General features: G+C 73.9%; 23 protein-coding genes and 1 pseudogene. 18 read left to right on the forward strand and 6 right to left on the reverse strand.

Annotated elements, in window-relative coordinates:
- Window positions 1–90 precede the first annotated feature (90 nt).
- Entirely contained in the window at window positions 91–1,305 is a 1,215-nt protein-coding gene (locus ACN27C_RS16615; RefSeq protein WP_422751557.1) for an ROK family transcriptional regulator, read from the forward strand.
- 165 nt (window positions 1,306–1,470) lie between these two features.
- Here ACN27C_RS16615 and ACN27C_RS16620 read toward each other — a convergent pair whose 3' ends face one another.
- The gene (locus ACN27C_RS16620; protein WP_422751558.1) at window positions 1,471–2,403 is read right to left on the reverse strand and encodes a phosphotransferase; all 933 of its coding nucleotides are present in this window, start codon (window positions 2,401–2,403) and stop codon (window positions 1,471–1,473) included.
- A 40-nt stretch (window positions 2,404–2,443) separates the two neighbouring features.
- Window positions 2,444–3,019 (reverse strand): dihydrofolate reductase family protein, encoded by a 576-nt coding sequence (locus tag ACN27C_RS16625; RefSeq protein ID WP_422751559.1) that lies wholly within the window; start codon window positions 3,017–3,019, stop codon window positions 2,444–2,446.
- Window positions 3,020–3,111: 92 nt separating this feature from the next.
- Here ACN27C_RS16625 and ACN27C_RS16630 point away from each other — a divergent pair, with 92 nt between their 5' ends.
- The gene (locus ACN27C_RS16630; protein ID WP_350815717.1) at window positions 3,112–3,690 is read left to right on the forward strand and encodes a TetR/AcrR family transcriptional regulator; all 579 of its coding nucleotides are present in this window, start codon (window positions 3,112–3,114) and stop codon (window positions 3,688–3,690) included.
- Window positions 3,691–3,764: 74 nt separating this feature from the next.
- A complete protein-coding gene (locus ACN27C_RS16635; RefSeq protein WP_120568660.1) occupies window positions 3,765–4,910 on the forward strand; it encodes a polysaccharide pyruvyl transferase family protein in 1,146 nt (381 codons plus the stop codon).
- Window positions 4,911–4,919: 9 nt separating this feature from the next.
- Here ACN27C_RS16635 and ACN27C_RS16640 read toward each other — a convergent pair whose 3' ends face one another.
- Entirely contained in the window at window positions 4,920–5,126 is a 207-nt protein-coding gene (locus ACN27C_RS16640) for a hypothetical protein (RefSeq protein ID WP_030274881.1), read from the reverse strand.
- Between the two features lie 85 nt (window positions 5,127–5,211).
- Between ACN27C_RS16640 and ACN27C_RS16645 the strand changes: the two genes are divergently transcribed.
- Complete coding sequence (locus ACN27C_RS16645; protein WP_252454683.1) at window positions 5,212–5,733, forward strand: DinB family protein; 522 nt, start codon at window positions 5,212–5,214, stop codon at window positions 5,731–5,733.
- A gap of 4 nt (window positions 5,734–5,737) precedes the next feature.
- On the opposite strand, the gene ACN27C_RS16650 is transcribed toward ACN27C_RS16645, so the two are convergent.
- Window positions 5,738–6,598, reverse strand: coding sequence for a carbohydrate kinase family protein (locus ACN27C_RS16650; RefSeq protein ID WP_422751560.1), 861 nt, complete (start codon window positions 6,596–6,598; stop codon window positions 5,738–5,740).
- Window positions 6,599–6,682: 84 nt separating this feature from the next.
- Between ACN27C_RS16650 and ACN27C_RS16655 the strand changes: the two genes are divergently transcribed.
- Together ACN27C_RS16655 and ACN27C_RS16660 are read left to right on the forward strand one after the other, a co-directional pair.
- On the forward strand, window positions 6,683–9,901 hold the full coding sequence (locus tag ACN27C_RS16655) for an SNF2-related protein (protein ID WP_422751561.1): 3,219 nt from the start codon (window positions 6,683–6,685) through the stop codon (window positions 9,899–9,901).
- Window positions 9,898–10,926: pseudogene (locus ACN27C_RS16660) on the forward strand (SWIM zinc finger family protein). Before ACN27C_RS16655 ends, ACN27C_RS16660 begins: the two are co-directional and overlap by 4 nt.
- A gap of 12 nt (window positions 10,927–10,938) precedes the next feature.
- On the opposite strand, the gene ACN27C_RS16665 reads toward ACN27C_RS16660, so the two are convergent.
- Entirely contained in the window at window positions 10,939–11,196 is a 258-nt protein-coding gene (locus tag ACN27C_RS16665) for a DUF3040 domain-containing protein (RefSeq protein WP_120568666.1), read from the reverse strand.
- Between the two features lie 448 nt (window positions 11,197–11,644).
- Between ACN27C_RS16665 and ACN27C_RS16670 the strand changes: the two genes are divergently transcribed.
- The 5 genes from ACN27C_RS16670 (at window position 11,645) to ACN27C_RS16690 (ending at window position 17,922) form a co-directional block, all read left to right on the forward strand.
- Window positions 11,645–13,693, forward strand: a complete 2,049-nt coding sequence (locus ACN27C_RS16670) for a DUF1800 domain-containing protein (protein WP_120568667.1) — start codon at window positions 11,645–11,647, stop codon at window positions 13,691–13,693.
- Between the two features lie 14 nt (window positions 13,694–13,707).
- The gene (locus ACN27C_RS16675) at window positions 13,708–15,081 is read left to right on the forward strand and encodes a DUF1501 domain-containing protein (protein WP_244933431.1); all 1,374 of its coding nucleotides are present in this window, start codon (window positions 13,708–13,710) and stop codon (window positions 15,079–15,081) included.
- A complete protein-coding gene (locus ACN27C_RS16680) occupies window positions 15,078–16,493 on the forward strand; it encodes a ferredoxin reductase family protein (protein WP_422751562.1) in 1,416 nt (471 codons plus the stop codon). The genes ACN27C_RS16675 and ACN27C_RS16680 overlap by 4 nt, the downstream gene beginning before the upstream one ends.
- Window positions 16,494–16,507: 14 nt before the next feature.
- Window positions 16,508–17,104 carry an FMN-binding protein gene (locus ACN27C_RS16685; protein WP_120568670.1) on the forward strand — a complete coding sequence of 199 codons (597 nt, stop codon included), beginning with the start codon at window positions 16,508–16,510 and terminating at the stop codon, window positions 17,102–17,104.
- Window positions 17,105–17,190: 86 nt separating this feature from the next.
- The gene (locus ACN27C_RS16690) at window positions 17,191–17,922 is read left to right on the forward strand and encodes an FAD:protein FMN transferase (RefSeq protein WP_422751633.1); all 732 of its coding nucleotides are present in this window, start codon (window positions 17,191–17,193) and stop codon (window positions 17,920–17,922) included.
- Between the two features lie 466 nt (window positions 17,923–18,388).
- Here the strand turns inward: ACN27C_RS16690 and ACN27C_RS16695 are convergent, their stop codons facing one another.
- Complete coding sequence (locus ACN27C_RS16695) at window positions 18,389–19,060, reverse strand: bifunctional DNA primase/polymerase (protein ID WP_120568671.1); 672 nt, start codon at window positions 19,058–19,060, stop codon at window positions 18,389–18,391.
- Between the two features lie 253 nt (window positions 19,061–19,313).
- Between ACN27C_RS16695 and ACN27C_RS16700 the strand changes: the two genes are divergently transcribed.
- From ACN27C_RS16700 to mctP, 7 genes are all read left to right on the forward strand, one after another.
- Window positions 19,314–20,543 (forward strand): helix-turn-helix domain-containing protein, encoded by a 1,230-nt coding sequence (locus tag ACN27C_RS16700; RefSeq protein WP_120568672.1) that lies wholly within the window; start codon window positions 19,314–19,316, stop codon window positions 20,541–20,543.
- Window positions 20,540–21,121: a flavoprotein gene (locus ACN27C_RS16705; protein WP_252454773.1), complete on the forward strand. Its 582-nt coding sequence runs from the start codon at window positions 20,540–20,542 to the stop codon at window positions 21,119–21,121. Before ACN27C_RS16700 ends, ACN27C_RS16705 begins: the two co-directional genes overlap by 4 nt.
- A 92-nt stretch (window positions 21,122–21,213) precedes the next feature.
- Window positions 21,214–22,071, forward strand: coding sequence for a Nif3-like dinuclear metal center hexameric protein (locus ACN27C_RS16710; RefSeq protein WP_422751563.1), 858 nt, complete (start codon window positions 21,214–21,216; stop codon window positions 22,069–22,071).
- Window positions 22,061–22,798, forward strand: a complete 738-nt coding sequence (locus tag ACN27C_RS16715; protein WP_120568675.1) for a zinc ribbon domain-containing protein — start codon at window positions 22,061–22,063, stop codon at window positions 22,796–22,798. The genes ACN27C_RS16710 and ACN27C_RS16715 overlap by 11 nt, the downstream gene beginning before the upstream one ends.
- 5 nt (window positions 22,799–22,803) lie before the next feature.
- Window positions 22,804–23,955, forward strand: coding sequence for a bifunctional RNase H/acid phosphatase (locus ACN27C_RS16720; RefSeq protein ID WP_422751564.1), 1,152 nt, complete (start codon window positions 22,804–22,806; stop codon window positions 23,953–23,955).
- A gap of 127 nt (window positions 23,956–24,082) precedes the next feature.
- A complete protein-coding gene (locus ACN27C_RS16725) occupies window positions 24,083–24,325 on the forward strand; it encodes a DUF3311 domain-containing protein (RefSeq protein ID WP_013475661.1) in 243 nt (80 codons plus the stop codon).
- Window positions 24,325–25,977: a monocarboxylate uptake permease MctP gene (gene mctP, locus ACN27C_RS16730; protein WP_091331060.1), complete on the forward strand. Its 1,653-nt coding sequence runs from the start codon at window positions 24,325–24,327 to the stop codon at window positions 25,975–25,977. Before ACN27C_RS16725 ends, mctP begins: the two co-directional genes overlap by 1 nt.
- The last annotated feature ends 31 nt before the right edge of the window (window positions 25,978–26,008 follow it).

Here is a 26,008-nt window from a genome sequence, read left to right on the forward strand (position 1 = left end):
GCGGCCGTCCCCGCGGCGGGCGCTGGCCCCCGTCGATGTGCGGGAACTATCCTCGGGCCACAAGCCAGTCGCCATCCGACGGAGTGGTCGATGCTGAAAGGTCTGGCAGTGGACCGGCACGTGCAGGGGGACAGCCGCAGAGCCAACCTCGGCGCGCTGCTGCGGCGCGTCCACCTGACCGGCCCGGTCACGCGCGTCGAGCTGGCCGAGTGGATGGGCGTCAACCGCAGCACGGTCATGGCACTCACTGCGGAACTCGCGGCGGCCGGCCTGGTCCGGGAGGTCACGGCGGGCGGCAGCGGACGCGCCGGGCGTCCCTCCCGTGTGGTGCGTCCCGCGTCGGACGCCGTCTACGTCATCGCCTTCGACATCGCCGTGGACCGGCTCGTGGCCGCCCGCGTCGGGCTCGGCGGTGTGGTGTCGGCGCGGCTGGAGGCGGAACGGCCACGGGCCGGGGCCGACCTCGACTCCGTGGTCTCGGTGCTCGCCGACTTCGGGCGGGCGCTGCACCACGCCGCGCCACCCGGATCGGTGTGCGTCGGCGTGGGCGCCTCCTACTGCGGGATGATCCGCCCCGGCGACGGGATGGTCCGGTTCGGGCCGGACATGGGGTGGGTGGACCAGGCGTTCGGCGCCGAGCTGGCCCGGCGGCTGGACCTGGGCCTGCCCGTCCTGGTCGGCAACGAGGCGCACCTCGGGGCGCTGGCCGAGCATCAGCGCGGCGCCGGAGTCGGCGTGCAGAACCTGGTCTACCTGCACGGCGACGTCGGTGTGGGCGGCGGGATCATCGTGGGCGGGGAACTGCTCGACGGCGACGGCGGGTACGCCTCCGAGGTCGGGCACATGCTCGTGAACCCGTACCAGGGGAGGCCCTGCGGCTGCGGCTCGCGCGGGTGCCTGGAGGCCGAGGTCGGCGAGCGGGCGCTGCTCGACGTCGCGGGCCGACCCGCGCAGGAGAAGGGGCGCGAGGCGGTACGCGCCGTGGTCGCCGCCGCCGTGCGCGGAGAACCGGCCGCGCAGGACGCGCTGCGGCACATCGGTGACTGGCTGGGCATCGGCGTGGCGAACGTGATCAACCTGTTCAACCCCGGCGTGGTGATCTTCGGAGGCACGCTCACCGAGGTCTTCCCGGTCTGCGCCAGCCACGTCCGCAGCCGGATCGCGGCCAACGTGCTGCCCATCTCCCGCGACAAGGCCCGGCTGCGCGTGTCCGCGCTCGGCTACGACGCGACCTTGATCGGCGCCGCCGAACTGGGCTTCTCACCCCTCTTCGCCGACCCCCTGGGCGTCCCCACCCCCGGGTGAGCCGCGCCGTGCACCGCCGCGCGTCCAGCCCTCTCAATCGCGTTGATCTTGTACTTCTGGCCCTGACAAAGTGCGCCAAAGCGGCATCCCGGGGGCCGAAACTGCAAGATCGCCGGGGCGGGGCGGGGCGGGGCGGGGCGGGGCGGGGCGGGGCGGGGCGGCGGGTCAGGGCGTGAGGCGGTGGGTCAGCCAAGGGAGCAGGGAAGTGCCCTGGAGGCGCTGGAACGCGCGCACGGTCGGGATGCCGGGTGGGGGTGGCTGGCGGGCGCCGTCGAGGAAGAAGCCGGTGAACCCCGCGAGCACTCCGGTCAGGTCGGCCGGGTCGACGTCGGCGGTCAGCGGCCGGGCGGCCAGCAGCGCGTCGGGGTCGTGTCCGCCGTACACCTGCACGTTGACGACGGTGAGCAGCGTGTCCAGCCAGGCCGGCCCGCGGCAGGCCCACGGCCAGTCGACGACTGTGACCGACCCGTCCGGGCCGAGCAGCAGGTTGTCGGCGCGCACGTCGACGTGGCAGAGCGTGTCGCCGTCGAGCGCGGCCAGTCCCCGGTCGGCGGCGGCGCACAACTCGGGCAGGTGGGACCGGGCCCACGGGTCGAGGCCGGCCGGCGGGTGGGCGGCGAGGCGCCGCCAGCCGCCGAAGTCGTGGGCGAGCCGTTCGGCGGCGGTGGTTGTGGTCGCGGCGGCGGGCGCCGGGGTGAGCGCGGCGGCCATCGTCTCCAGTGTGGACAGCACGGCGGCCAGCTCGCCGGCCCGCCACGGGGTGACCGGGTGCCGGCCCTCGACGTCGGCGAAGACCAGCGCGATCCAGTGCCCGTCGTCGTAGCTGCCGAGCAGCCGGGGCGCGGGCGTGTCCGGCGGCAGGGCGGCGGCGATCCGGGCCTCGGCGCGGTGCAGGTCGGGGCTGCGGTCGTTCTGCGCCGGGCTGACCGCCTTGACGAAGGCCCGGCCCCCGCCGGCGGTACGGACGCGGTCGGCGGTGCCGGGGGAGAAGCCGCCCGGCTGCGACAGCGCCGCCACCACCCGGTCGCCGAGGATGCCCTCGACGCCGTCGCGTACGTGCCCGGGCAGTTCGTGCCAGTGCAGCCGAGTCTTCGTCACGGTCCCACGGTGCGTGCCGTCCGCCGCCGGGGCAAGCGGGTTAACCGTTGCGCGTGTACTGCAGGACGACCACGCCGGCGTCGAACGGGCGCGCCGAGGTGAGCGTGAGCCGTCGCGGGTCGAAGCCGCTGTCGACGAGCTTGATGCCGCTGCCGACGACCACCGGGTTGAGCTTGACCACCAGCTCGTCGATCTCGTCGAGGAGCTGACCGGCGAGCCGGCCGCCGCCGCACAGCCAGATGTCGCGCCCCGGGCGGGTCTTGAGGTCGCGGACGAGGGCCGCCGGGTCACCGTCGACGACGTGCACGTCCGGGTAGTCGGCCGGGGGCAGGGAGCGGCTGAACACGTACTGCTCCAGGTGGGAGTACGGGCTGGTGGCACCGAGCTTCAGGCCCGGCTCGTAGCTGCCGCGGCCCATCAGCACCGTGTCGAAGCGGCCGCTCGGCGGGGAGTCGATGCCGAGCTGGGCGTGGGCGAACGTGGGCAGCGTCTGGGGCCACTCGGCCACCAGGTGGGGTGCCAGGTCGGGCGTCAGTGGGAGGAAGTCGAACGTCCCGTCGGGCGCGGCGATGAAGCCGTCGAGGGTGCTGGCGACGAAGTACACGAGCTTGCGCAAACCGGCTCCGATGTCCGAGGTGATCCACGACGGCTGTCGTGGTTCGGCGATGAATGTACAACACCTGTCGTGGTTGTTGCTAGTGTGTTCGCGTGGCCAGGAATCCGGAACGCCGTACCCTGCTCGCCGACGCCGGCCTGCGGGTGCTCGCCGACGCGGGCGCGCGGGGGCTGACCCACCGCGCGGTCGACGCCGAGGCGGGCGTGCCCACCGGCACCACCTCGAACTACTTCCCGTCCCGCGCGGCGCTGCTCGCCGGCCTGGCCGAACGGATCTTCGACCGGATCGCGCCCGACCCGGACGTGCTGGCCGACCTCGGCCGCCGCGAGCCGTCACTCGCGCTGATGACCGACTACCTGCGCGACATCGTCGCGCGCACCACCCGCGAGCCGGGCCTCACCCGGGCGCTGTTCGAGCTGCGGCTGGAGGCCGCGCGCCGCCCGGAGCTGCGGGCCGCGCTCGGCGGCGTGCTGCGCCGGGGGTACGCCGACGACGTCGCCCACCACCTCGCCGCCGGACTGCCGGGCGGGGCGTACGAGGTGGCGCTGCTGCACTACGCGGTCGACGGGCTCCTGCTGGACCTGCTCACCACCTCGATCGACGCCGGGTTCGACACCGATCAGGTGGTCTCGGACCTCGTCTCCCGTCTGGTCGACGCCGCCGCCGATTGAGCCTCCTCGCCGTGCGTTAACCCGGGGCGGCCAGCGGGAACGCTGGCGCGGACGCCCCTGGGAAGGAGCAACGGATGAGGGAACGCACCGGACTGACCATCGGCGTGCTCGGCTCCTACGGCGGTCGCAACCTCGGCGACGAGGCGATCCTCACGGGTCTGCTGGACGATCTGCGCCGCCACGAGCCCAACGCCCGGATCATCGTCTTCTCCCGCAACCCGGCGCACACCGCGCTGGCCCACCCCGAGGTCGAGGCGGTGCCGTGGGAGGGCGTCAGCCGGGTCGACTCGTCCCCGGTGCTCAACCAGCTCGACCTGCTCATCCTCGGCGGCGGCGGGATCCTCTACGACAAGGAGGCCCGGCGCTACCTGCGGGTGGTCCGGGTCGCCCAGGAGCGGGGGCTGCCGCTGATCACGTACGCGGTGGGGGTCGGCCCGCTCACCGACACGCTGGACAGCGGCATGGTGCGCGAGACGCTGGCGCAGGCCGTCGAGGTGACGGTCCGCGACCAGGAGTCGCGGATGGTGCTGGAGGAGGCCGGTCTGGTGAACCCGATCACCGTGACCGCCGACCCGGCGTTCCTGCTCGAACCGGAGGAGTTCCCCCAGCAGTGGCTGCGTGAGGAGGGCGTGCCGGCCGGCTCCCGGCTGGTCGGGCTCAGCGTGCGCGAGCCGGGCCGGGCCGCCGAACGGCTCGACGTGGACGGCTACCACCGGCTGCTCGCCCAGATCGGTGACTTCCTGGTGCACCGGATCGACGCGTACGTGCTGTTCGTGCCGATGGAGCGCGACGACATCCGGCACTCCCACGGCGTGCTGTCGCACATGACCGCCGCCGACCGGGGCCGGATCCTGCACGGCGACTACCGTCCGGCGCAGATCCTCGGCCTGATGCGCCACTTCGACCTCGCGGTCGGCATGCGGCTGCACTTCCTGATCTTCGCGGCCATGATGGGCACGCCGTTCCTGCCGCTGCCGTACGCCGGAAAGGTCTTCGACCTGGCCCAGCGGCTCGGCGTGCCGGCGCTGCGCGGCGTCGAACGGGAGGTGGAGGGCCCGCTGCTGGCCGAGGTGGACCGGTTGTGGGACGAGCGGGCGGCCCGGGCCGACGCGACCGCGCGCCGGGTCGCGGAGGTGTGCGAGCAGGCGCGCGGCACCTCCCAGGTGACCCGCAGCGTGCTGGACAGCATCCGGGCCCGCACGCTGACGACGGCGGTGTGAGCCGGGCCGTCAGACCGCCGGGCCGCGCCAGGCGTAGACCCACTCCCCGCCCGGCTGGTGGTCCGACTCCAGCTCGTAGATCTGCGCCTCCGCGAGCCCCTTCGACCCGAGGTGGTGGTGGGTCAGCGGCGGGCGGCCGTTGACGTCCAGCTCGACGGTCACGGTCTCGCCGTCGGCCGCGCCGCCCACCAGAGGGATCTGCACCGTGGAAGCCATGCGCCCATCCTGCACCGACCGGCCCGCCCGCGCAGGGGATCACGCGGGGCGGCGAACCGGACACGCCGCGTACTAGGGTCCGGGGATGGCGCACCCGACGATCGATCCGGCACTCGGTCCGGTCATCGCCCGCACGGGCGACGAACGGGCGATCCTCGACGCGTTCCTCGACTTCCACCGAGCCAACGTGCTGCGCAAGGCGCGCGGCCTGACCGACGCCGACGCGGCCCGGCGTCTGGTGCCCTCGCTGACCACCCTGGCCGGGCTGCTCAAGCACCTGGCCCTGGTCGAGCGGAACTGGTTCCGCTGCCTGTTCGCCCCGGAGCCGGGCGACGTCTACCTCACCTCCCAGGCCGACGCCGACGCCAGCTTCACGCTGGGCCCCGGCGAGACGGTCGAGGCGCTCGCGGCCGCGTACGAGGCGGCCTGCGACCGGTCCCGCCGGGTCGCCGCGCGGTTCGACCTCGACCACGTGGTGCCGCACCCGCAGCTCGGTGAGGTGTCGCTGCGCTGGGTGCTGGTGCACCTGATCGAGGAGACCGCCCGGCACGCCGGGCACGCCGACATCCTGCGCGAGCTGACCGACGGCGAGACCGGCGCGATCTGAGGGGTCACTCGCGGGGCAGCAGCCCGTGCGGGTACTCCATCCCGTCGTGCGTGCAGGCGGCGGCGGCCACCCGGGCGGCGTACCGGGCCGCGTCGAGGACGCCCGCACCGCGCAGCCGGGCGGCGATCACCCCGGCCGCGAACGCGTCCCCGGCGCCGTTGGTGTCCACCACCGGCCCGGGCGGGGTGGCGGCGGGCACGTGCGCCGGTGGGGCGTCCGGCGTGTGCAGCGTCGCGCCGGCCGCCCCGCCGGTGACCAGCACCGTGCGCGGCGCCAGCCGGGCCGCCTCCGCCGCGGCGCGCTCGCCGAGCCGCGTGTCGCTGACGAAGACCAGGTCCGCGATCCGGGCGAACGGGCGGTGGTAGTCGTTCTCGCCGTCCCAGTCGTGCAGGTCGGTGGAGACCGACGTGGCGGCACGCAGCACCGCCAGCGAGTCCCGGGCCCAATCCATGATCGACAGGTGGACGTGGGCCGCCTCGGCGACGAGCGCGGCCAGCTCCGCCTCGCCGAACGGCACCGGCCCCGACCAGGGACGCGGATCGTGCAGCGACATCCGCCGCCCCGCCGGGTCGACCAGGTTCACCGAGCGGCGGGTGCCGGCCGGCGCGTCGGCGAGCGTGGTCCGGATCGAGGTACGCGCCAGCGCCGCGCGCACCACGTCACCGGCCGGGTCGGCGCCCAGCACGTCGACGAGCGCCACCCGTAGGCCGAGTGCGTGCGCGGCCAGCGCGACCCCGGCGCCGGTGTTGCCGATCCGCATGTCGATCGGCGGCACCAGCAGCGAGTCGGCGACGGGCGGCGGCAGGGCGGGCACCTGGACGCGGACGTCCACGCCGAGCCCGCCGATCACGAGAAGGTCGACCATGGCGCCGACGATAGCGACGCCCGGCGGCCTATCCTGACTCCCCGGGCGCCGTCTTCGGTGCCCCGGCGTCGGCGAGGGGGAGCAGTGCTGGTCATCCACGGGTTGTGGCTGCCCGGCGCCGGGCTCGCCCTGTGGGCCGAGGACAGCACACTCCCGGCTCGCGCGCCCCGTCGGCCCGGCCGCGTCCCGCGCGAGCGCCCGCACCCGTTCGCCGCCGGTCACGCCACGCTCGCCGCCGCGCTCGGCATGCCGGGGGAGCCGATCTCCGTACTGCTGGACCTGCCGACCCGGGCCGGCTCGCCGCTGGACTCGCCGGAGCTGGTCCGGGCCACCGTCGGGGAACCGGTCCGCGGCCCGGTCACCCGCGCCGGATGGCGGGCGCCCGCCCTGGGGTACGCCCCGGACGACGCGTACGCGCTGCTGCGCGCGCCGGTGCCGGGCCCGGTCGGGGCGAGCCTGCGGCACCTGTGCGAGCTGGCCGACTTCGCCGCCGACCTGGTCGTACGCGGACGCCTGCTGCCGGTCGCGCTGGAGGCGGACCCCGGTGGTGTGCCCGGGTCGGCCGGGACCGGCGGGCGGACCTCGGCGCGGCGGGTGCCGGCGGCCTCGGGCGCGGCCGGCGCGGGTGCGGCCCCGGGCGTCGCGGGGTCCGGGCGGCGGTTGCGAGTCGTGGGTGCGGACGACGTGGCGACCGGGTGGGCGTTCTGGCGGCCGCTGCTCACCGGCACCGACGCGTCCTGGGTGCGTGACCTGGCGGCGGCGTTGCCACCGGCGGCCCGCGCCGCCCGGGAGTGGCGGGACAGCGGCGGGGCGAGCGGTCCGGCGGACGACGCGTGGACCGGGCGGGCCGGCGACATCGGGGCGGCTGAGCTGGTCGCGGAGGCGCTGGACGGGCTCGTCGACGCGGCCGCCCGGGTGGCGCTCGCCGGCACCCGGCTGCACCGGGGGATGCGCCCGGTCGGCGCGGTGCCGCGCTGGCTGGCCGCGCTCACCGGCCCGGAACGCGCCTTCCCGGCCGAGCCGGCCGCGCTGGCCACCCTGCGCGAGGAACTGGACGCGTGGCAGCGCGACGCCGCGGGTGGTGCGGTACGGGCCACGTTCCGCCTCGTCGAGCCGGCCGTCGACCCGGTCGCCGAACTGGTCGAGGACGCCGTCTGGCGGGTCGAGTTCGGCCTGCACCCGGCCGACGAGCCGGGCCTCGTGGTGGACGCCGGGCACATCTGGCAGCGGCCCGCGCCGGCGCTCGCCGCCCGTGGCGTGGAGCCGCAGGAGACGCTCCTGGCCGAGCTGGGCCGGGCCAGCCGGCTGTGGCCCGAGGTGGACGCCGCGCTGCGGACCGCCGCACCCGAGGGCATGGAGCTGGACGCCGAGGGCGCGCACCGGTTCCTGCGCGAGGGCGCCCCGGTGCTGCACGCGGCCGGGTTCGGGGTGCTGCTGCCGTCGTGGTGGCGACGTTCCTCGTCCCGGCTGGGCGCGCGGTTGCGGGCGCGCAGCCGTACCGCGCCGGGCGCGGTCGCCACCACCGCCGGGAAGCTGGGGCTGGACGCGCTCGTCGACTACCGCTGGGAGCTGGCGCTCGGCGACCAGCCGCTGACCGCCGAGGAACTGGCGTCGCTGGCCGACCTGAAGTCGCCGCTGGTCCGGCTGCGTGGCCGGTGGGTGGAGCTGGACCCGCAGCGACTGGAGGCCGGACTGAAGCTGCTGCGGTCCTCCGGCGAGCTGACGGTGGCGGACCTGCTGCGGATGGGACTGTCCGGTGACGACCGGGCCGGTGAGCTGCCGGTGCTCGACGTGGTCGCCGACGGCGCGCTGGGCGAGCTGCTGGCCGGCGAGGCGGAGCGGCGGCTCACCCCGGCCGACCCGCCGCCGGGCTTCGCCGGGACGCTGCGGCCGTACCAGCGGCGCGGACTGGCCTGGCTGGCGTTCCTCCAGTCGCTGGGGCTCGGCGGGATCCTCGCCGACGACATGGGCCTGGGCAAGACCGTGCAACTGCTCGCGCTGCTCGCCGGTGACCCGCCGGAGGCCGGGCCGACACTGCTGGTCTGCCCGATGTCGCTCGTCGGCAACTGGCAGCGGGAGGCGGCGAAGTTCGCGCCGGGGCTGCGCGTGCACGTGCACCACGGCGCCGAACGTGCCCGGGGCGAGGGCTTCGCCGCCGCCGTGCAGGAGGCGGACCTGGTGCTCACCACGTACTCGGTGGCCGCCCGGGACGCGTTCGAGCTGGCCGGCATCGACTGGCACCGGGTGGTGGTGGACGAGGCGCAGGCGATCAAGAACGCCGCGACCCGGCAGGCCGAGGCGGTCCGGTCGCTGCCCGCGCGGCACCGCGTCGCGGTCACCGGTACGCCTGTGGAGAACCGGCTCGCCGACCTCTGGTCGATCATGCAGTTCGCGAATCCGGGGCTGCTCGGACCGGCCGCGACGTTCCGCAAGCGCTTCGCCGAACCGATCGAGCGGCACGGCGACGCCGAGGTGGCCGAGCGGCTGCGCCGGATCACCGGCCCGTTCGTGCTGCGCCGCCTCAAGACCGACCCGACGATCATCACCGACCTGCCGGAGAAGCTGGAGATGGAGGTGGTCTGCAACCTCACCGCCGAGCAGGCCGCGCTCTACCGGGCCGTGGTCGACGACATGATGGCGAAGATCGAGTCCAGCGACGGGATCGAACGGCGCGGCCTGGTGCTGGCCACCATGACCCGGCTCAAGCAGGTCTGCAACCATCCCGCCCAGCTCCTGCACGACGGCTCCACGCTGGACGGCCGGTCCGGCAAGCTGGAACGCCTCGACGAGATCGTCGACGAGGTGCTGGCGGCGGGGGAGAAGGCGCTGCTGTTCACCCAGTACGCCGAGTTCGGCGGCATGCTGCGCGGGCACCTGTCGGCGCGTACCGGCCGGGAGGTGCTGCTGTTGCACGGCGGCGTCGGCAAGGCCGAACGGGACGCCATGGTGACCCGGTTCCAGTCGCCGCAGGGGCCGCCGCTGTTCGTCCTGTCGCTCAAGGCCGGCGGCACCGGGCTGACCCTGACCGCCGCCAACCACGTGGTGCACGTGGACCGGTGGTGGAACCCGGCCGTCGAGGACCAGGCCACCGACCGGGCGTTCCGCATCGGACAGCGCCGCCGCGTGCAGGTACGCAAGTTCGTCTGCGCCGGCACCGTCGAGGAGAAGGTGGCCGCGATGATCGCCGACAAGCGCAGCCTGGCCCGGTCGGTGGTGGGCAGCGGCGAGCAGTGGGTCACCGAGCTGTCCACCGAGACGCTGCGCGACCTGTTCACCCTGGAGTCCGGGGCGGTGGTCGAGTGAGCCCGGCTGACCGGTTCGAGGACTACGGGCCACCGCTGCGGGTCGAGGGCGGCCTGCGGGCACGCAGCACCCGGGGCGCGATCGGGCAGTCCTGGTGGTCCCGGCGGTTCGTCTAGGTGCTGGAGTCGTTCGCGCTGGGCTCCCGGCTGACCCGTGGCCGGGCGTACGCGCGCCGGGGGCAGGTGCTCCGGCTGGACGTGTCGCCGGGGACGGTCACCGCCGAGGTGCAGGGCTCCCGGCCGCGTCCCTACCCGGTACGGATCGGGCTGGCCGCGTACCCGCAGGAGACCTGGCGGCGGATCGAGGCCGAACTGGCCGGGCAGGCGTTCTTCAGCGCCCGGCTGCTCGCCGGTGACCTGCCGGCCGAGTTGGAGGAGCTGTTCATCGAGGCGGGCGCGCCGCTGTTCCCGGCCGCGATCGGCGAGCTGGACCAGAACTGCGGCTGCCCCGACTTCGCGGTGCCGTGCAAACATCTGGCGGCCACGTTCTACCTGCTCGCCGAGGCGTTCGACGCCGACCCGTTCCACCTGCTGCACTGGCGCGGCCGGTCCCGCGCCGAGCTGCTCGACCGGCTGCGTACGCTGCGCGGCGCCGGCGACGTGGACGGGACCGGCGGACCGGCGACGGACCACAGTGGACGCGGCGACGCGGACGCCGGGCCGGAATCGGCCACGGGCGCGACGAACGGTGTGCCGGTGGTCGGCGCGGCGCGCGCCCTGGCCGGGTTGCCGGCGGTCGAGCCGGACGCCGAGCTGGACCGGTTCTGGCTGGCCCCGGTGGCGCTGCCGGACCGGCCGCCCACGCTCGCCACCGGCCCGGAGCTGCTGCTGCGTCAGCTCGGACCACCCGGGGCCGCGGTCGGCGGGCCGGGCCTGGCCGAACGGCTGCGGCGGGCGTACCGGGAGTTCAGCCGCGGCGAAGCCGCGCCCCCCAGGGAGTTCGGCCGCGGCGAAGCCGCGTCGCCCAGGGAGTTCGGCCGCGGCGAAGCCGCGCCCCTCAGGGAGGCCGACGGCGGGGAACGGTGAGCGTCCCCGCCGCTACAGCAACCGGCGGCGGAAGCGCCACATCACCGCGGCGTTGGCGACGAGCACCACCGCGCAGATCGCCCCGGCCAGCCGCCCGACGAGCACTGTCATCGCCGGCAGCGAAGCCCACAGCACGATCGTCAACAGCATCATGTACCGGCCCCGGCGGCCCTTGATCCGGCTGTCCAGCCGGGCGAAGAAGCGTGGATCACTCTCCCGCAGTTTGCGGGTGATCTGTTCGAACCTGCGCTGATCCTCTTGGCTGAGCATGGCGGTGCCTTCCCCTCACGGCTTCAGCGGTTCGGCGGCATACCCGCATCGGAGGCCGGTCACGCGCCGCCGCTGCTGCTGTTTCGCCGGACCGGACAGGCGGAACGAGGTTCTCAGCGCAGGCTTATCCGTACCTTAAGTTTCGGTGAGGCGGTGAACGCTCCCGGCGGTGTCGGGCGGGTGCGAAACCTCGCATCCGGGCGGTGCGCGCCCGGGTCGGCCCTGCTCCGGGGGCCGCCGCGCCCCCGCCGCCGCGACGGGCCCTGCCCGGCGGGGCTGAGCACCGTCTTAAGTGCGCTCACGAGCGCGATCGGCGCGCCTTGAGCGGCCGGGGCGGCATGGCTACTTTCCCGTAGGCAACTTCTCCGGCAACCGTCGCCGCCCCTGCGCCACCCGACCCCCATCGGGTGGCAGGCGTGCCGGCGCTCGAAGAAAACGGGATAGGTACATGGCCGACCTGAACGTGCCACCGCGTCGACCCCGGGACGACCGCGGCTGGGACGGATACCAGCACCCCCATCCGGACGGGTACCGCGATCCGCACGCCGCGCCGTACACCGGTGGTAACCCCGCGTCGGGCCCGCAGTGGGTAGGGCCGAACGGCTTCGCCCCCGCGGCACAGACCCCCGCCGGCTACCCCCAGCCCGGCGGCTACGCCCAGCCCGCAGGCGGGTACGGCCCGCCGCCCGGCGGCGGACTGCCCGACCTGGACGACGACGGCGACGAGGCCCCGAAGCGGGGCCGCCGCCGGGCGCTCGCCACCCTCGGTGGCGCCGTGGTGGTCGCCGGTGGCGCCGCCCTGGCCATGTCCCCGCAGGTGCGCGGCCTGTTCAGTGACGCGCCGGCCGGTGACGCCACCGGCACGGTCACCACCGACGGCAACGCGGCCCGGCCCAGCGGGCAGCAGCCCAGCACGGTACGGACCTACACCGAGCAGAACGAGAGCTACATGGGCTCCCGTGCCGGCGAGGCGCTCAAGCGCAACGCCCCGTCCGGTGGCCGGCTCTACGGCAGCCCGGCCGAAGCCGCCGCGGCGACCAAGGTGACGGTGAAGACGGTCCTCGCCAAGGATCCGATCCGGCACCTGTTGAGCCGGACCACCTTCGGTCCGACGACGAAGATGATGGCCGAGGTCAAGCGCGTCGGCATCGACGACTGGCTGCGTGAGCAGCTCCAGCCGGAGAAGATCGCCCCGACGAAGGCCGAGATGAAGCTGGCCGAGCTGCAGTCGCTCAAGCTCAACCCGACGCAGCTCCGCGACCAGCGCGAACAGCTCAACGAGAAGGGCGTCGACCCGGCCCGGGAGACGGTGGACGCCACCATCGCCCGGCAGATCTGGTCCGACCGGCAGCTGTTCGAGGTGATGGTCGACTTCTGGAACGACTTCCTGCACGTCGCCGCCGACTTCGACGGCGGGGAGAACTACCGCAACGCGTTCGACCGGGACGTCATCCGCAAGCACGCGCTGGGCAGCTACCCGGAGATGCTCGTCGCCGCGAACAAGCACCCGGCGCTGCTGCTCTACCTGAACCAGGTCGACTCGCGTAAGGACGCGGTCAACGAGAACCTGGCCCGGGAGAACCTGGAGCTGTACTCGGTGGGCGTCGACGGCGGCTACACCGAGAAGGACGTCCGCCAGGCCGCGCTGCTCCAGACCGGACGCGGTGTCGCCGACGGCAAGTACAAGTTCTTCGCCGAGCGGCACTACCTCGGCAAGGTGAAGATCCTCGGGTTCAGCCACGCCAACAACTCCGACGACCCGGTGGCCGCCGACAAGGTCATCGACTCGTACATCCGCTACATCGCGATGCACCCGTCGACCGCGCGGTACGTGGCACAGAACCTCGCCACCCGGTTCGTCTCCGACACCCCGCCGAAGTCCGTGGTGGACCGGCTCGCCAAGGCGTACACCACCAACAAGGGGCAGATCCGCCCGGTGCTGGCGACGCTGTTCAGCTCCTCGGAGTTCTGGGCCGCGATCGGCCAGAAGGTACGCCGCCCGATGGAGTACCTGGTCGCCACGTACCGGGCGCTGGGTGTCTCGCCGGAGGCGGCCCCGGACTACTCCGGCGACAACCGGCGTACCCCGTTCGCGCAGGGCCTGCGGCAGATCCAGGACAAGATGCGCGAGCTCGGGCAGTACCCGATGGGCAAGCCCACCCCGGACGGCTACGCCGACGTCTACCTGGCCTGGACCTCGGCCGGCACGATGATCGACGGCTGGAACGAGGCGGGTGACCTGATCGCCGGCTACCGCAAGCAGTTCACCTTCGCCAAGCCGGAGAAGCTGGTGGCGAAGCCGCCGGCCACCGCCGGGGCGTACGTGGACGCGCTGGCCCAGCGGCTGGTGCAGCAGAAGCTCAGCGCCAAGGAGAAGAAGCTGGTGCTCGCCGTGGCCGGTGTGTCCGAGAGCGCCAAGGTCGACGCCACCTTCAACGGGGCCATCGCCGCTGTCGCGCGGACGATCCTCGCGTCCCCCCAGCACCACCTCCGGTGAGGCATTCGATGGAGATGACCGTGAACCCGTACCCCCTGCACCCCGAATGCCCCGACCTGCGGCGGCTGGCCGACAACCCGGCCGAGGCGCTGCTGCGCGCGGAGGCGGACATCGTCGCGGCCGAGAACGCGGCCGAGGCCGACCGGTACCGCCGGCTGGAGGAGGTCGAGGAGGCGCAGCAGGACGGCCGGGGCGTCACCCGGCGTACCTTCGTGGCCGGTGCCGCTGCGACCGCGACCGCGCTCGCGACCGCGCAGTTCGTCACCACGTCGGCGTCGTTCGCCGCGACCAAGACCGGCACGCTGATCCACGTCTTCCTCTACGGCGGGCTGGACGGGCTGAGCCTGGTCGCACCGGCGAACGACCCGGTGCTCGCCAAGGCCCGCCCCGACCTGCTGCTGGGCGAGGACTCGCTGGCGCTGGCCCGCGGCTTCAAGCTCACCAGCGCGTTCGCGCCGCTGGAGAAGTGGCTGAAGGCCGGTCAGCTCGGCTTCGTGCCGGCCGTGTCCGACCCGCGGCTGTCCCGCAGCCACTTCCAGGCCGCCGACGCCTGCAACCTGGGCGGCCTGCCGGGTGAGACCGGCGGCCGGGGCTGGCTGGACAGCCTGGTCGACTCGCTCGGCAAGGGCACCGCGTTCCGCAGCGTCGGCATCGGCAGCACGCTGCCCCGCTCGCTCGTCGGCGTGAACGGCGCGATCTCCCTCAACAGCGTCGGCGACCTGCGGCTCAACGGCGACGACAAGTTCCGGGCGGCCACCGAGAAGGCGATCCGCGGCCTGTTCACCGGCATCAACCACCCGGTCGAGGAGGCGGTCATCGAGGGCATGGGCGCGCTCGCCACCGCCCAGAAGCTCGCCGCCAAGCCGTACGCCGCCGCCGAGGGTGTCCAGTACCAGGGCGTCGGGAACGCGTTCAAGCAGCTCGCCCAGCTCATCAAGGGCGGCGCGAACGTTCGGGTGGCCACCGTCGGCATGGGCGGCTACGACACCCACGAGAACCAGGGCACCCGCGAGGGCGGCCAGCTCTGGCGGCGGCTCAACGAACTCGCGAGCGCGATGGCCGCGTTCTTCACCGACCTGGGCGACCGGTCGGCGGACGTGACCATCATGGTGTCCAGCGAGTTCGGCCGCCGGGTCGGCTCGAACGGCGGCGGCACCGACCACGGGCACGGCGGCGTGGTCACCGTGCTGTCCGGCCGCAAGCTGGCGAACTCGCTGCTCGGCACCTGGAACGGGCTGGACAAGCTGGACAGCGGCGACGTGCCGGAATACAACAACATGTTCAACGTCTACGGATCCGTCGCGCAGGGCCGCTTCGGCCTGACCACCGCACAGGTGGACAAGGTCTTCCCCCGGCAGAAGTTCACCCCGGTCAAGATCTACGCGTGACGTACCAGGACACCCGCGCCGCCGGCCGCCGTACCGGGCATCCCGCCCCGTACGGCGGCCGTCCGGCTGCCCCCGTACCCCCGGGTCGTCCGCGTCGCGGACCCGGCGTCCGGCGTGCCCTCGCCGCCGTCTTCTGGCTGGGCCTGGTCGCGGCGGTCCTGCCGTGGTGGCTGGACACCCCGGCCGGATCGCTCACCGACACCGCCGACCTGCTCACCGCGGGCGGCCGGATCACCGGGCTGATCGCCGGCTACCTGCTGCTGGTGCAGGTGCTGATGATGAGCCGGCTCGGCGTGCTGGAACGCGCGCTCGGCGGCGAACGGATCTCCCGGCTGCACCGGGACCTCGGCGCGACGCTGCTCGTGACGGTGCTCGCGCACATGTCGCTGCTGGTGGTCGGCTACTCCCGCCAGGAACGCAAGACGGTGCTCGGCGAGGTCGGCGCGCTGCTGACCGACTACGAGGACATGGTCTCCGCGTTCGTCGCCGCGGGCATCCTGGTCGCTGTCGCGTTCACCGCGGTACGGGCCGTGCGCCGCCGCCTGCCCTACGAGCTGTGGCACCTGATGCACGCCGCCAGCTACCTCACGCTGCTGCTCGGGTACGCGCACCAGTTCAGCAACGGCGCGCAGCTCTACGAGCCCGGGCCGGTGCGTACCGGCTGGATCGTCGCGTACCTGCTGGTCGTGGCCGCGCTGGTGTGGGGCCGGGTGCTCGCGCCGCTGGTGTTCAACCTGCGGCACCGGCTGCGCGTCGCCGACGTGGTGGCGGAGAGCCCGGACAGCGTCTCGGTCTACCTGACCGGGCAGCGGCTCAACCAGATCGACCTGCTCGGCGGGCAGTTCTTCCGCTGGCGTTTCCTCAACCCCGGCTGCTGGTGGCAGTCGCACCCGTTCTCCGTCTCCGCCGCCGCCAACGACCGCTGGCTGCGGATCACCGTCAAGGTCGTCGGCGGGTACACCGCCGAGCTGCGCGACCTCACGCCGGGCACCCGGGTCTGGGCGCAGGGCCCGTCGGGCACGTTCACCGCCGCGCACCGCACCCGGGAACGGGCGCTGCTCATCGCCGGGGGCAGCGGCATCGCGCCGCTGCGGGCGATGCTGGAGGAACTGCCGCCCGGCGCGGCGCTGATCTACCGGGCGCGTACCCCGGCCGACGTCCTGCTGCACCAGGAGCTGGACTGGCTCGCGCAGGCCCGGCAGACGTCCGTCTGGTACGTCGTCGGCCGCCGCGACGACCCCGGCCCCCGCCAGGTGATGAACCCCGAGGGCCTGCGTCACCTCGTGCCCGACCTGACCCGCCGCGACGTCTACCTGTGCGGCCCCGGCGGTTTCGTCGACGAGGCGCTCGCCGCGCTGCGGGCGGCCGGCGTGCCCCGTCGCCAGATCCACCTGACCGCGTTCGAGCTGTAGGAGAGGCATCATCCATGCGTCGCGCGCTGCTCGCGATCACCGGCCTGGCCGCCGGCACCACCGCACTGGTGGTGCTCAAGGGCGCACCCGGCGCCGGGCAGGCCACGCCGGACGTACCGGCCGCCCTGGCCCCGGTCGTGCCCGGCGGTTCGGCCGCGCCGGAGCCGCCGTCGCCCACCGGCTCCGCGCCCGGCGGCGTCACCCCGTCGCCGCGCGCCTCGTCGAAGCCCACCCCGAAGCCGTCCGCCGACCGCAGCGCGGCCAGCCGCGGCGGCACCCGCACCCGCACCACACCGGCCGCGCCGCGGACCACCACCAGCGCGCCGAAGGTCACCACCCGCACGGTGACCGGGCCGTCGGTCACCTACGAGTACGGCTCGCTCCAGGTCCGGATCACGCTCAGCGGCAGCCGGATCGTCGACGCCACAGGGATCGGACTGCCGCTGGGCGGGCAGTCGGGGCAGCGCAGCGACGACGTGCAGGCCCGCTACAGCGGCACCTCCGGTGAGGTGGTGGCCCGGCAGAGCGCCAACCTGAGCACCGTGTCCGGGGCCACCTACACCAGCACCGCGTACAAGCAGTCGTTGCAGGCCGCGCTGGACAAGGCGTGACCGTCCCGGCTCACGCCGGTGCCGGTGCCGCCGTCGTCGGTCCCGGTCCGTCCGCCCGGCCCGGCCTGCGCCGGGTCGAACAGATCATGGGTACGGCGATCAGCCTCGACCTGGCCGACGACCTGCCCTCGGAGACCCTGCACGAGCTGGCCGAGGACACGTTCGGCTGGCTGCGCGAGGTGGACGCGCGGTTCAGCACGTACCGGGACGACAGCGAGGTGTGCCGGGTCGACCGGGGCGAGCTGCGACCGGCCGACGCCTCCGCCGACCTGCGGGCCGTGCTGGCCGCCTGCGCCGACCTGTGGACCGCCACCGACGGGTTCTTCGACGCGTACGCGACGGGCCGGCTCGACCCGTCCGGCTACGTGAAGGGCTGGGCGGCGCAGGTCGCCTCGGACCGGCTGGTGGCCGCGGGCGCACCGAACCACTGCGTGAACGCGGGCGGCGACGTGCGGGTACGCGGCCACGACGCGGCCGGGGAGCCGTGGCGGATCGGGGTGCGTCATCCCTGGGACGCGGCGGCGACCTGCCTGGTGCTGACCGGCACCGACATCGCGGTCGCCACCTCGGGCGTGTACGAGCGCGGCCACCACGTGCTGGACCCGCGCCGGGGCGTACCGGCGACCGGTCTGCGTTCGGTGACGGTGGTGGGCCCGGACCTGGGCGTGGCGGACGCGTACGCGACGGCGGCGGTGGCGATGGGCGAACCCGGCCTGGCGTGGCTGGACCGCCTGCCGTCCCCCTGGCGGCACGCCGTGGTCACGGAGGAAGCCCACCTGCACCACTCCCGCACCCTCCCCACCCTGCAGCCTTCCTGACCCGCCCCCGGCCCCCTCGCCCTCCGCCCGCCTCCGGTCTGCCCTCGGCGCGGTGATCAAGGAGTTGGTGTCCTCCAGAGCGTCCTGGGCGGACACAAACTCCTTGATCAACGGCGGTGGGGACGGGAGGGGCGGGGTCAGCGGAGGGGGCGGTGGAGGATGGCGGGGCGGGAGCCGGTGGGGCGGGGGCGGCCGGGGCGTACGCCCAGCGGCCGGGTGAAGGCCCACGGGTGCACGCGGCGGCGGGGCCGCGCCGGCTCGGTACCGCCGGTGTGGCGGGCAGCGTCGTCCCTGGACATGGTCAAACCCCCGCTCTGGCGCACACGCGCCTTCGCCAGGGACAACGAGTCCGGTGCCGGGGAGGTCGCTGTCGGCCACCCGTCCGGGTCACCGGACCGGCCGTGACCAGGAGGACGCTCGGCATCGGGGGGCACTGCCGCAGCAACTCCGGCCGGGTGCCGGGAGGTCAGCGGCCCCGGCGGGGCAGCGGGAGATGGCCGGGGAACAGGTCGGCGCCGAGCGTCACCCCGGCCGCCCGTAACGCGGCGATCAGCGCGTTCTGCACCAGGTAGGAGTCGGGTAGCTGCCAGCGGGCCTGCTCCGGGGCGACCGCCCAGCGCACCGTCCCCTCGGGCAGCCGGGTCGGTGGGGCGGGGATCCACGAGCCGGGTCCGTGGCGTACCACGTGGAAGCAGTGCTCCAGCTCGGGCCGCAGCGGGTCGCCGGGACGGACCAGGAACATCCAGCGGCCGGTCGGGGTGACCAGCGCGGGTCCGCGTACACCGAAGCCGGCGGGATGCGTGGCGACCGCGTCCAGGACCTGCCGGCCCAGGTGGGCGGCGACCTCGAGGACGTCGAAGGCGCGGCCGGTGGGCAGCAGGATGCCGTGCGGGCGGCTGCGCCACCAGGTGGCCACCCGGGCCGGGTCGGCGCTGGCGGCGTGCTCCCAGTCCTCCAGCGCCGGGTGGCAGCCCACCGTGGGACAGCCGGCCCGGCCGCAGACGAAGCGGCTGTTCGCCAGGCAGGCGCCGGGGGTGACCGGCCAGCCGTGCAGCGCGTACCGCACCGCGATCCGGCGCAGCCGGACACGTTCCAGCGGTGACAGGTGTGCGACGCGCGGTCGGACGTTCCTCCACATGTCTGCCGTCCCCCCTCTGGTCCCGCCGGGACCGTCCGTCAGCCGGACCGTCCACGGGCCGAGACCGTCCACAAGCCACACGTCGAAAGCCGTCACTGCCGTAACCCACGCTCGTTGAGGTGACTAACGGTCGGTGCAACTTGCACGAAAACTACGAGAACTGGCTGGACGGTGGACGCACAACCTGTGCGATCGGCGCGAGCCTGAGGGACGTGGGGGGACCGGCCGGCGCCGTGAGGGGGAGGGAGCGGGAATGGACGAACTGCCCATAGGCCGGCGGGTGGCGTACTGGCGGAGCCGCCGCAAGATGTCCCAGCAGGTCTTCGCCGACCGGCTCGGCAAGTCCAAGAGCTGGGTGGACAAGGTGGAGCGCGGCGTCCGCCGGCTGGACAAGTTCTCCGTGCTCTACGAGATCGCCGACATCCTCCAGATCGACGTGCAGCTGCTGCACGGCAAGGACCCGGAACGGCGTGCCGACGCGCTCAACTGCATCGACCAGGTCGAGGTGGAGGAGATCCGCACCGCCCTGGAGCGGTACGACTCGATGAGCGCCTACTTCGACGCGGCGCCCTGCCCCCCGCCGCTGGCCGACATGCGCAAGGCCGTGAACCACGCCTGGCTCACCTACCAGTACGGCCGCTACGGGATGCTCACCCGCGCGCTGCCCAAGCTGCTGCGCGACGCCCAGGCGGCGGACGCCGGCTACGCCGCCGACGACCAGGTACGCGAGGCCGCCCACCTGCTCGGGCAGGTCTACCAGATCGCCTCGTCGGTGCTGCGCAAGCTGGGCGAGTGCGACCTCGCCTGGCTCGCCGCCGACCGGTCGATGGCGGTGGCCCAGCGGGCCGACGACCCGCTGCTGGCCGGCATCGCCACCACGCGGGTGTGCAACGCGCTCGTCGCGATGGGCCGCCCCCGCCCCGCGCTGGAGCTGAACGTCCGCATCGCGGGCCGGCTCGCGCCCGGCGGCGACAACGACGTCCGGCCGGAACGGCTCTCGGTGTACGGCATGCTGCTGCTCCAGGGCGCGATGGCGGCCGCCCGGATCGGCGACTCGGCGACTGTGGACGACCTGCTCGCGGGCGCCGACGAGGCGGCCAAGCTGCTCGGCGGGGACCACAACCACTACTGGACCTCCTTCGGCCCGACCAACCTGGAGCTGCACCGCGCGGCGGCGGCGGTCGAGCTGGGCGACGGCGGCCGGGCGGTGGAGACCCACATGCGGCTGGCCGAGCCCGCGTTCAACGCGCTGCTGCCGGAGCGGCGCGCGCACCACCTGCTCGACCTGGCCCGGGGTTACTCCCAGATCGGTGACGTCGCCAACGCCGGGGACATGCTGCTGCGCGGCGACCGGCTCGCGCCCTCCGAGATCCGGTGCCGGCCGATAGCGCACGAATTGATGTCCGAGATTCTCCGTCGCACACGTGGTGCGCCGCCTCCGCCGATCGCGGAGTTGGCTGAGCACATGGGAGTCGGAGTATGAGCGGTCCGGAGACCGCCAACGGGCACCGGCGGGTGCTCTACGTCATCGCCTGCGGTTCGCCGCTGGCCCGTCACGTCGGCCGGCTGGTCGACCTCGCCCAGCGTGAGGGCTGGACGGTCTGCGTGGTCACCACGCCGGACGGCGCGAAGTTCGTCGACCGGACGGAGCTGGCCCGGCAGACCGGTCACCCGGTTCGTACGCACTACAAGAACCCGGGTGACCCGGACGTGCTGCCCCCGGCCGACGCCATGCTGGTGTGCCCGGCCACCGTCAACACGATCAACAAGTGGGCGGTCGGCATCACGGACACCCTGGCGCTCGGCCTGCTGATCGAGGGGCAGGGGATGGGGGTGCCGATCGCCGCCGTGCCGTACACGAACGAGGCGATGGCCGCGCACCCGGCGTTCCGGGCCAGCCTGGACCGGCTCGGGCAGTGGGGCGTCCGGGTGGTCTTCGGCGACCACGTCGTACGCCTGCACCCGCCCGGCACGGGGGAGCGGCGCGCGGACGCCTTCCCCTGGGACGCCGGCCTGGCCGCCCTGCGCGGCGCGGACCGGCCGGTCGCCCCGGTCGGCTGACCCGCGATGGGCACGGCCCTCGGCGGACGCCGGGGGCCTCGCCCGGCGGCGGTCGGCGTGTACCGGCCCGGACGCCGGTAAGCTGGCCGCCCGTGAGCACAACCGTCGCCGACGTCGTGGCCGCCCTGGACCGCCGTTATCCGCCCGCCTGGGCCGAGGAGTGGGATCGCGTCGGCCTGGTGCTGGGCGAGCCCGACCATCCGGTACGCCGGGTCGCCTGCGTGGTGGACGTGGTCCCGGAGACCGTGGACGAGGCGCTCGACGCCGGCGCGGACATGATCGTCGCGCACCACCCGCTGCTGCTGCGCGGCGTCTCCTCGGTGGCCGCCACCACGTTCAAGGGCCGGATCGTGCACCGGTTGATCAAGGCGGATGTCGCGCTGCACGTGGCCCACACCAACGCCGACGTGGCCGACCCGGGGGTGTCCGACGCGCTCGCCGCCCGGTTCGGGCTGACCGGGCTGCGCCCGCTGCACCCGCCCCGCCCCGGCTCGCCCGCCGCCGGTCCCGGCCGGGGCATCGGCCGCATCGGTGAGCTGCCCACCCCGATGACGCTCGCCGAGCTGACCCGGCTGGCCGCCGCCGTGCTCCCGGTCACCGCCTGGGGAGTTCGCGCCGCCGGGGATCCCGGGCGTATGGTTCGTACCCTCGCCGTCAGCGGCGGCTCGGGGGACGGCTTCCTCGCCGAGGCGACCGCGGCCGGGGTGGACGCGTTCCTCACCGCGGACCTGCGCCACCACCCGGCCGGGGAACACCTCGCCGCCGGTGGCCCGGCGCTGCTGGACGCCGCCCACTGGGCGACGGAGCGACCCTGGCTGGACGACCTGGCCGCCTTCCTGGCCGCCGAGCTGGACGTCGAGACCGTGGTGTCCGACCTGGACACCGACCCGTGGACCGTGCACGCCGCCGCGCCCCGGCCGGACGACAAGGAGCCCCGACGTGAAGGCTGACCCGAAGGTGCAGCGCCGCCTGCTCGACCTCCAGGCGATCGACACCGCGCTGGCCCAGCTCGCGCACCGCCGCCGCACCCTGCCGGAGCGCGCCGAGCTGGAGGCGCTGGCGCGTGAGCTGTCCGCGCTGGAGGACGAGCGGGTCCGCGCCCAGGTGGCGGTCGACGACCTGGACCGCGACATCGCGCGGATCGAGAAGGACGTCGACCAGGTGCGGGCGCGCAAGAGCAAGGACGAGGCCCGGCTGGCCTCGGGCAGCGGCCCGGCCCGGGAGCTGGAGGCGATCCAGCACGAGCTGGTGTCGCTGAACCGCCGGCAGAGCGACCTGGAGGACGCCGAGCTGGAGCTGATGGAGCAGCGGGAGACCGCGCAGGGCGTGCTCGACGGCGTCGAGAGCCGGATCGCCGAGGCCCGCGAGCGCCGCGCCGCGACCGAGCAGCGCCGCGACGAGACCCTGGCGGAGATCGCCAAGGAGGAGGAGTTCAAGCGCACGGCCCGCCAGCCGCTCGCCGGTGACCTCCCGGCGGACCTGATCGGCCTCTACGACAAGATCCGCGAGGACACCGGCATGGGCGCCGCGCTGCTCACCGGGGGCCGCTGCGGCGGCTGCCGGCTGGAGATGTCCGGCGCCGACCTGGCGCGCATCCGCAAGGCGGACCCGGACGACGTGGTCCGCTGCGAGGAGTGCCGGCGGATCATGGTCCGGACCAACGAGTCGGGACTGTAGCCGCCGTGGCGGTGCGCGCGGTCGTGATCGAGGCCGACGGCGGCTCCCGGGGCAACCCCGGTCCGGCCGGCTACGGCGCCGTGGTCCGGGATCCGGAGACCGGCGAGGTGCTGGCCGAGCGGTCGGAGTCGATCGGTACGGCGACGAACAACGTGGCCGAGTACCGGGGCCTGATCGCCGGGCTGGAGGCCGCCGCCGAGCTGGGCGCGGCCGAGGTCGAGGCGCGGATGGACTCCAAGCTGGTGGTCGAGCAGATGTGCGGCCGCTGGCAGATCAAGCACCCCGGACTGCGTCCGCTCGCCGCCCAGGCGGCCGGGCTGGTCAGCCGCTTCGCCGCCGTACGGTTCACCTGGGTGCCGCGGGAGCGCAACCGGCACGCCGACGCCCTGGCCAACGCGGCCATGGACGCCGCCGCGTCCGGTGCGGCACCGGCCGGCGCCGGGAAGGCCGCGGCGCGGGAGGCGACGGTCGTCCGGGCCACCGGCACCGATCCGGCCACCACGCCCGCCTCCTGGGAGCCGCGCCCGACCGAGGAGGCCACCCGGCTGATCCTGGTGCGGCACGGCGAGACCGAACGCACGGTGCAGAAGCGCTACTCCGGCCGGGGCGACGTGCCGCTCACCGAGCGCGGCCGGGCCCAGGCCCGGGCCACCGCCGCGCGGGTGGCCGCGCTGGCGCCGTCCGTCGCCGCCGTCGTCAGTTCCCCGTTGTCCCGGTGTACGGCCACCGCCGAGGCGGTCGCCGCGCAGGTCGGCAACCCGCCGGTACGCACCGACGACGACCTGATCGAGTGCGACTTCGGGGTGTGGGAGGGGCACACGTTCGCCGAGGTACGCGAGGGCTGGGCGGCCGAGCTGGACGCCTGGCTCGCCTCCACCCGGGTCGCGCCGCCGAAGGGCGAGTCGTTCGTGACAGTCGCCGAGCGGACCGGGCGGGCGGTCGACCGGCTGCGGTCGGCGTACCCGGGGGAGACGGTCGTGGTGGTCTCCCACGTCTCGCCGATCAAGCTGGTGCTGCGCGACGCGCTCGCCGCCGGCGACGCGTTCCTGCACCGGCTCTACCTGGACACGGCGGGCATCTCGGTGCTGGACCTGTACCCGGACGGCGGCGTCGCGGTCCGCTCGGTCAACGACACCTCGCACCTCACGGACGTCTGACGGCCGCTCGGCGCATGCCGGCGGCCGTTCGGCGCATCGACATCACCCGATCGGACGTGACCCCCGTCACAGGGTCGTAGCCTCCGGCCGTCACATGGCCCGCTACGAATGCCCGGAGGGGTGTCACATGTCCGCACCGGAACCGGAGGCGCTCGACACGGCGCGATCCAGGGCGAAGGACAAGAGTCCCTGGAACTGGTTGCTCTTCATCCCGATCGTGGTGCCGCTGATCCCGGCACTGTTCAACGCCGACTCGCCCCGGCTGTTCGGGTTCCCGCGTTTCTACTGGCTGCAACTGGCCTGGATCCTGCTGGGCGTCGGCACCACCACGCTGGTCTACCAGATGACCAAGAAGCGGGGTGACCACTGATGTGGCGGGACCACCTCACCGAGATCATCGTCTTCACACTGCTGTTCCTGCTGGTCAGCGCCATGGGATTCGTGGCGGCCCGCTGGCGCAGACCGACCGACATGGCCCACCTGGACGAGTGGGGTCTGGGCGGTCGCAGCTTCGGCGGCTGGATCACCTGGTTCCTGGTCGGCGGTGACCTCTACACCGCGTACACGTTCGTGGCGGTCCCGGCGCTGATCTTCGGGGCCGGCGCGGCGGGCTTCTTCGCCGTGCCGTACACGATCGTCATCTACCCGCTGGTGTTCCTGGTGCTGTGCCGGCTCTGGTCGGTCTCGCACCGGCACGGATTCGTCACCCCCGCCGACTTCGTCCGCAACCGGTTCGGTTCGCCGATCCTGGCGCTGCTGGTCGCGATCACCGGCATCGTCGCCACGATGCCGTACATCGCGCTGCAACTGGTCGGCATCGAGGCAGTGCTCAAGACCATGGGCGTCACAGGGGACAGCGCGCTGGCCCGGCACCTGCCGATCATCATCGCGTTCGCGATCCTGGCCGCGTACACGTACCAGTCCGGGCTGCGCGCCCCGGCGCTGATCGCGTTCGTCAAGGACTCACTGATCTACATCGTGATCCTGGTCGCGGTGATCTGGCTGCCGTACAAGCTCGGCGGCTGGGGCGCCATCTTCGACGCCGCCGACGCGAAGTTCCAGGCGTCACCCGCGCCCGGCGACGGCATCCTGCTCAACCAGAACAACCAGATCCAGTACGTGACGCTGGCGTTCGGCTCGGCGCTGGCGCTGTTCCTCTACCCGCACAGCATCACCGGCGTGCTGGCCAGCCGGAACCGCGACGTGATCAAGCGGAACATGTCCGCGCTGCCCGCGTACAGCCTGCTGCTGGGTCTGATCGCGCTGCTCGGGTACATGGCCATCGCGGCGAACGTGAAGCCGCTGCCCGGTGCGAAGGAGGGCACGACCGACGGCAACACTGTGGTGCCGCTGCTGTTCGACCAGCAGTTCCCGGACTGGTTCGCCGGGGTCGCGTACGCGGCCATCGGCATCGGCGCGCTGGTGCCGGCGGCGATCATGTCGATCGCGGCGGCGAACCTGTTCACCCGCAACATCTACAAGGAGTACCTGAAGCGGGACGCCACCCCGGCGCAGGAGGCGAACGTCTCGAAGATCACCTCGCTGGTGGTGAAGGTCGGCGCGGTGGCCTGCATCGTCTTCCTGGACCCGCAGTTCTCCATCGACCTCCAGCTCATCGGCGGCGTGATCATCCTCCAGACGCTGCCGGCGGTGGCGCTGGGCCTCTACACCCGCTGGTTCCACAGGGGTGCGCTGATCGCCGGCTGGGCGGCCGGCATGGGCCTCGGCATGTGGATGCTGTACCAGATCGGCAACCCGGCGACCGGGAAGAAGCACTTCGCCGGGTCGGCGTTCCCGCTGGAAAAGTTCGGCTTCGACACGCCGAAGACCATCTACGTGGGCATCGTGGCGGTGCTGGTGAACCTGGTGGTGGCCGCGCTGCTCACGCTGGTGCTGCGCGCCGCGAAGGTGGCCGACGGGCCGGACGGCACCACGCCGGACGACTACTTCGCCGACGAGGGCGACCCGCGCGTGACGGCGACCGCCGATCGCGGAGACTCCGCGCGGGAGCCGGTGGCGTGAAAGGAAGGGCCCCTTATTAACGCATTCTGCA

It is taken from the genome of Micromonospora sp. WMMD1219, from assembly GCF_049315215.1.
GTDB classification, from domain to species: domain Bacteria; phylum Actinomycetota; class Actinomycetes; order Mycobacteriales; family Micromonosporaceae; genus Micromonospora; species Micromonospora tulbaghiae.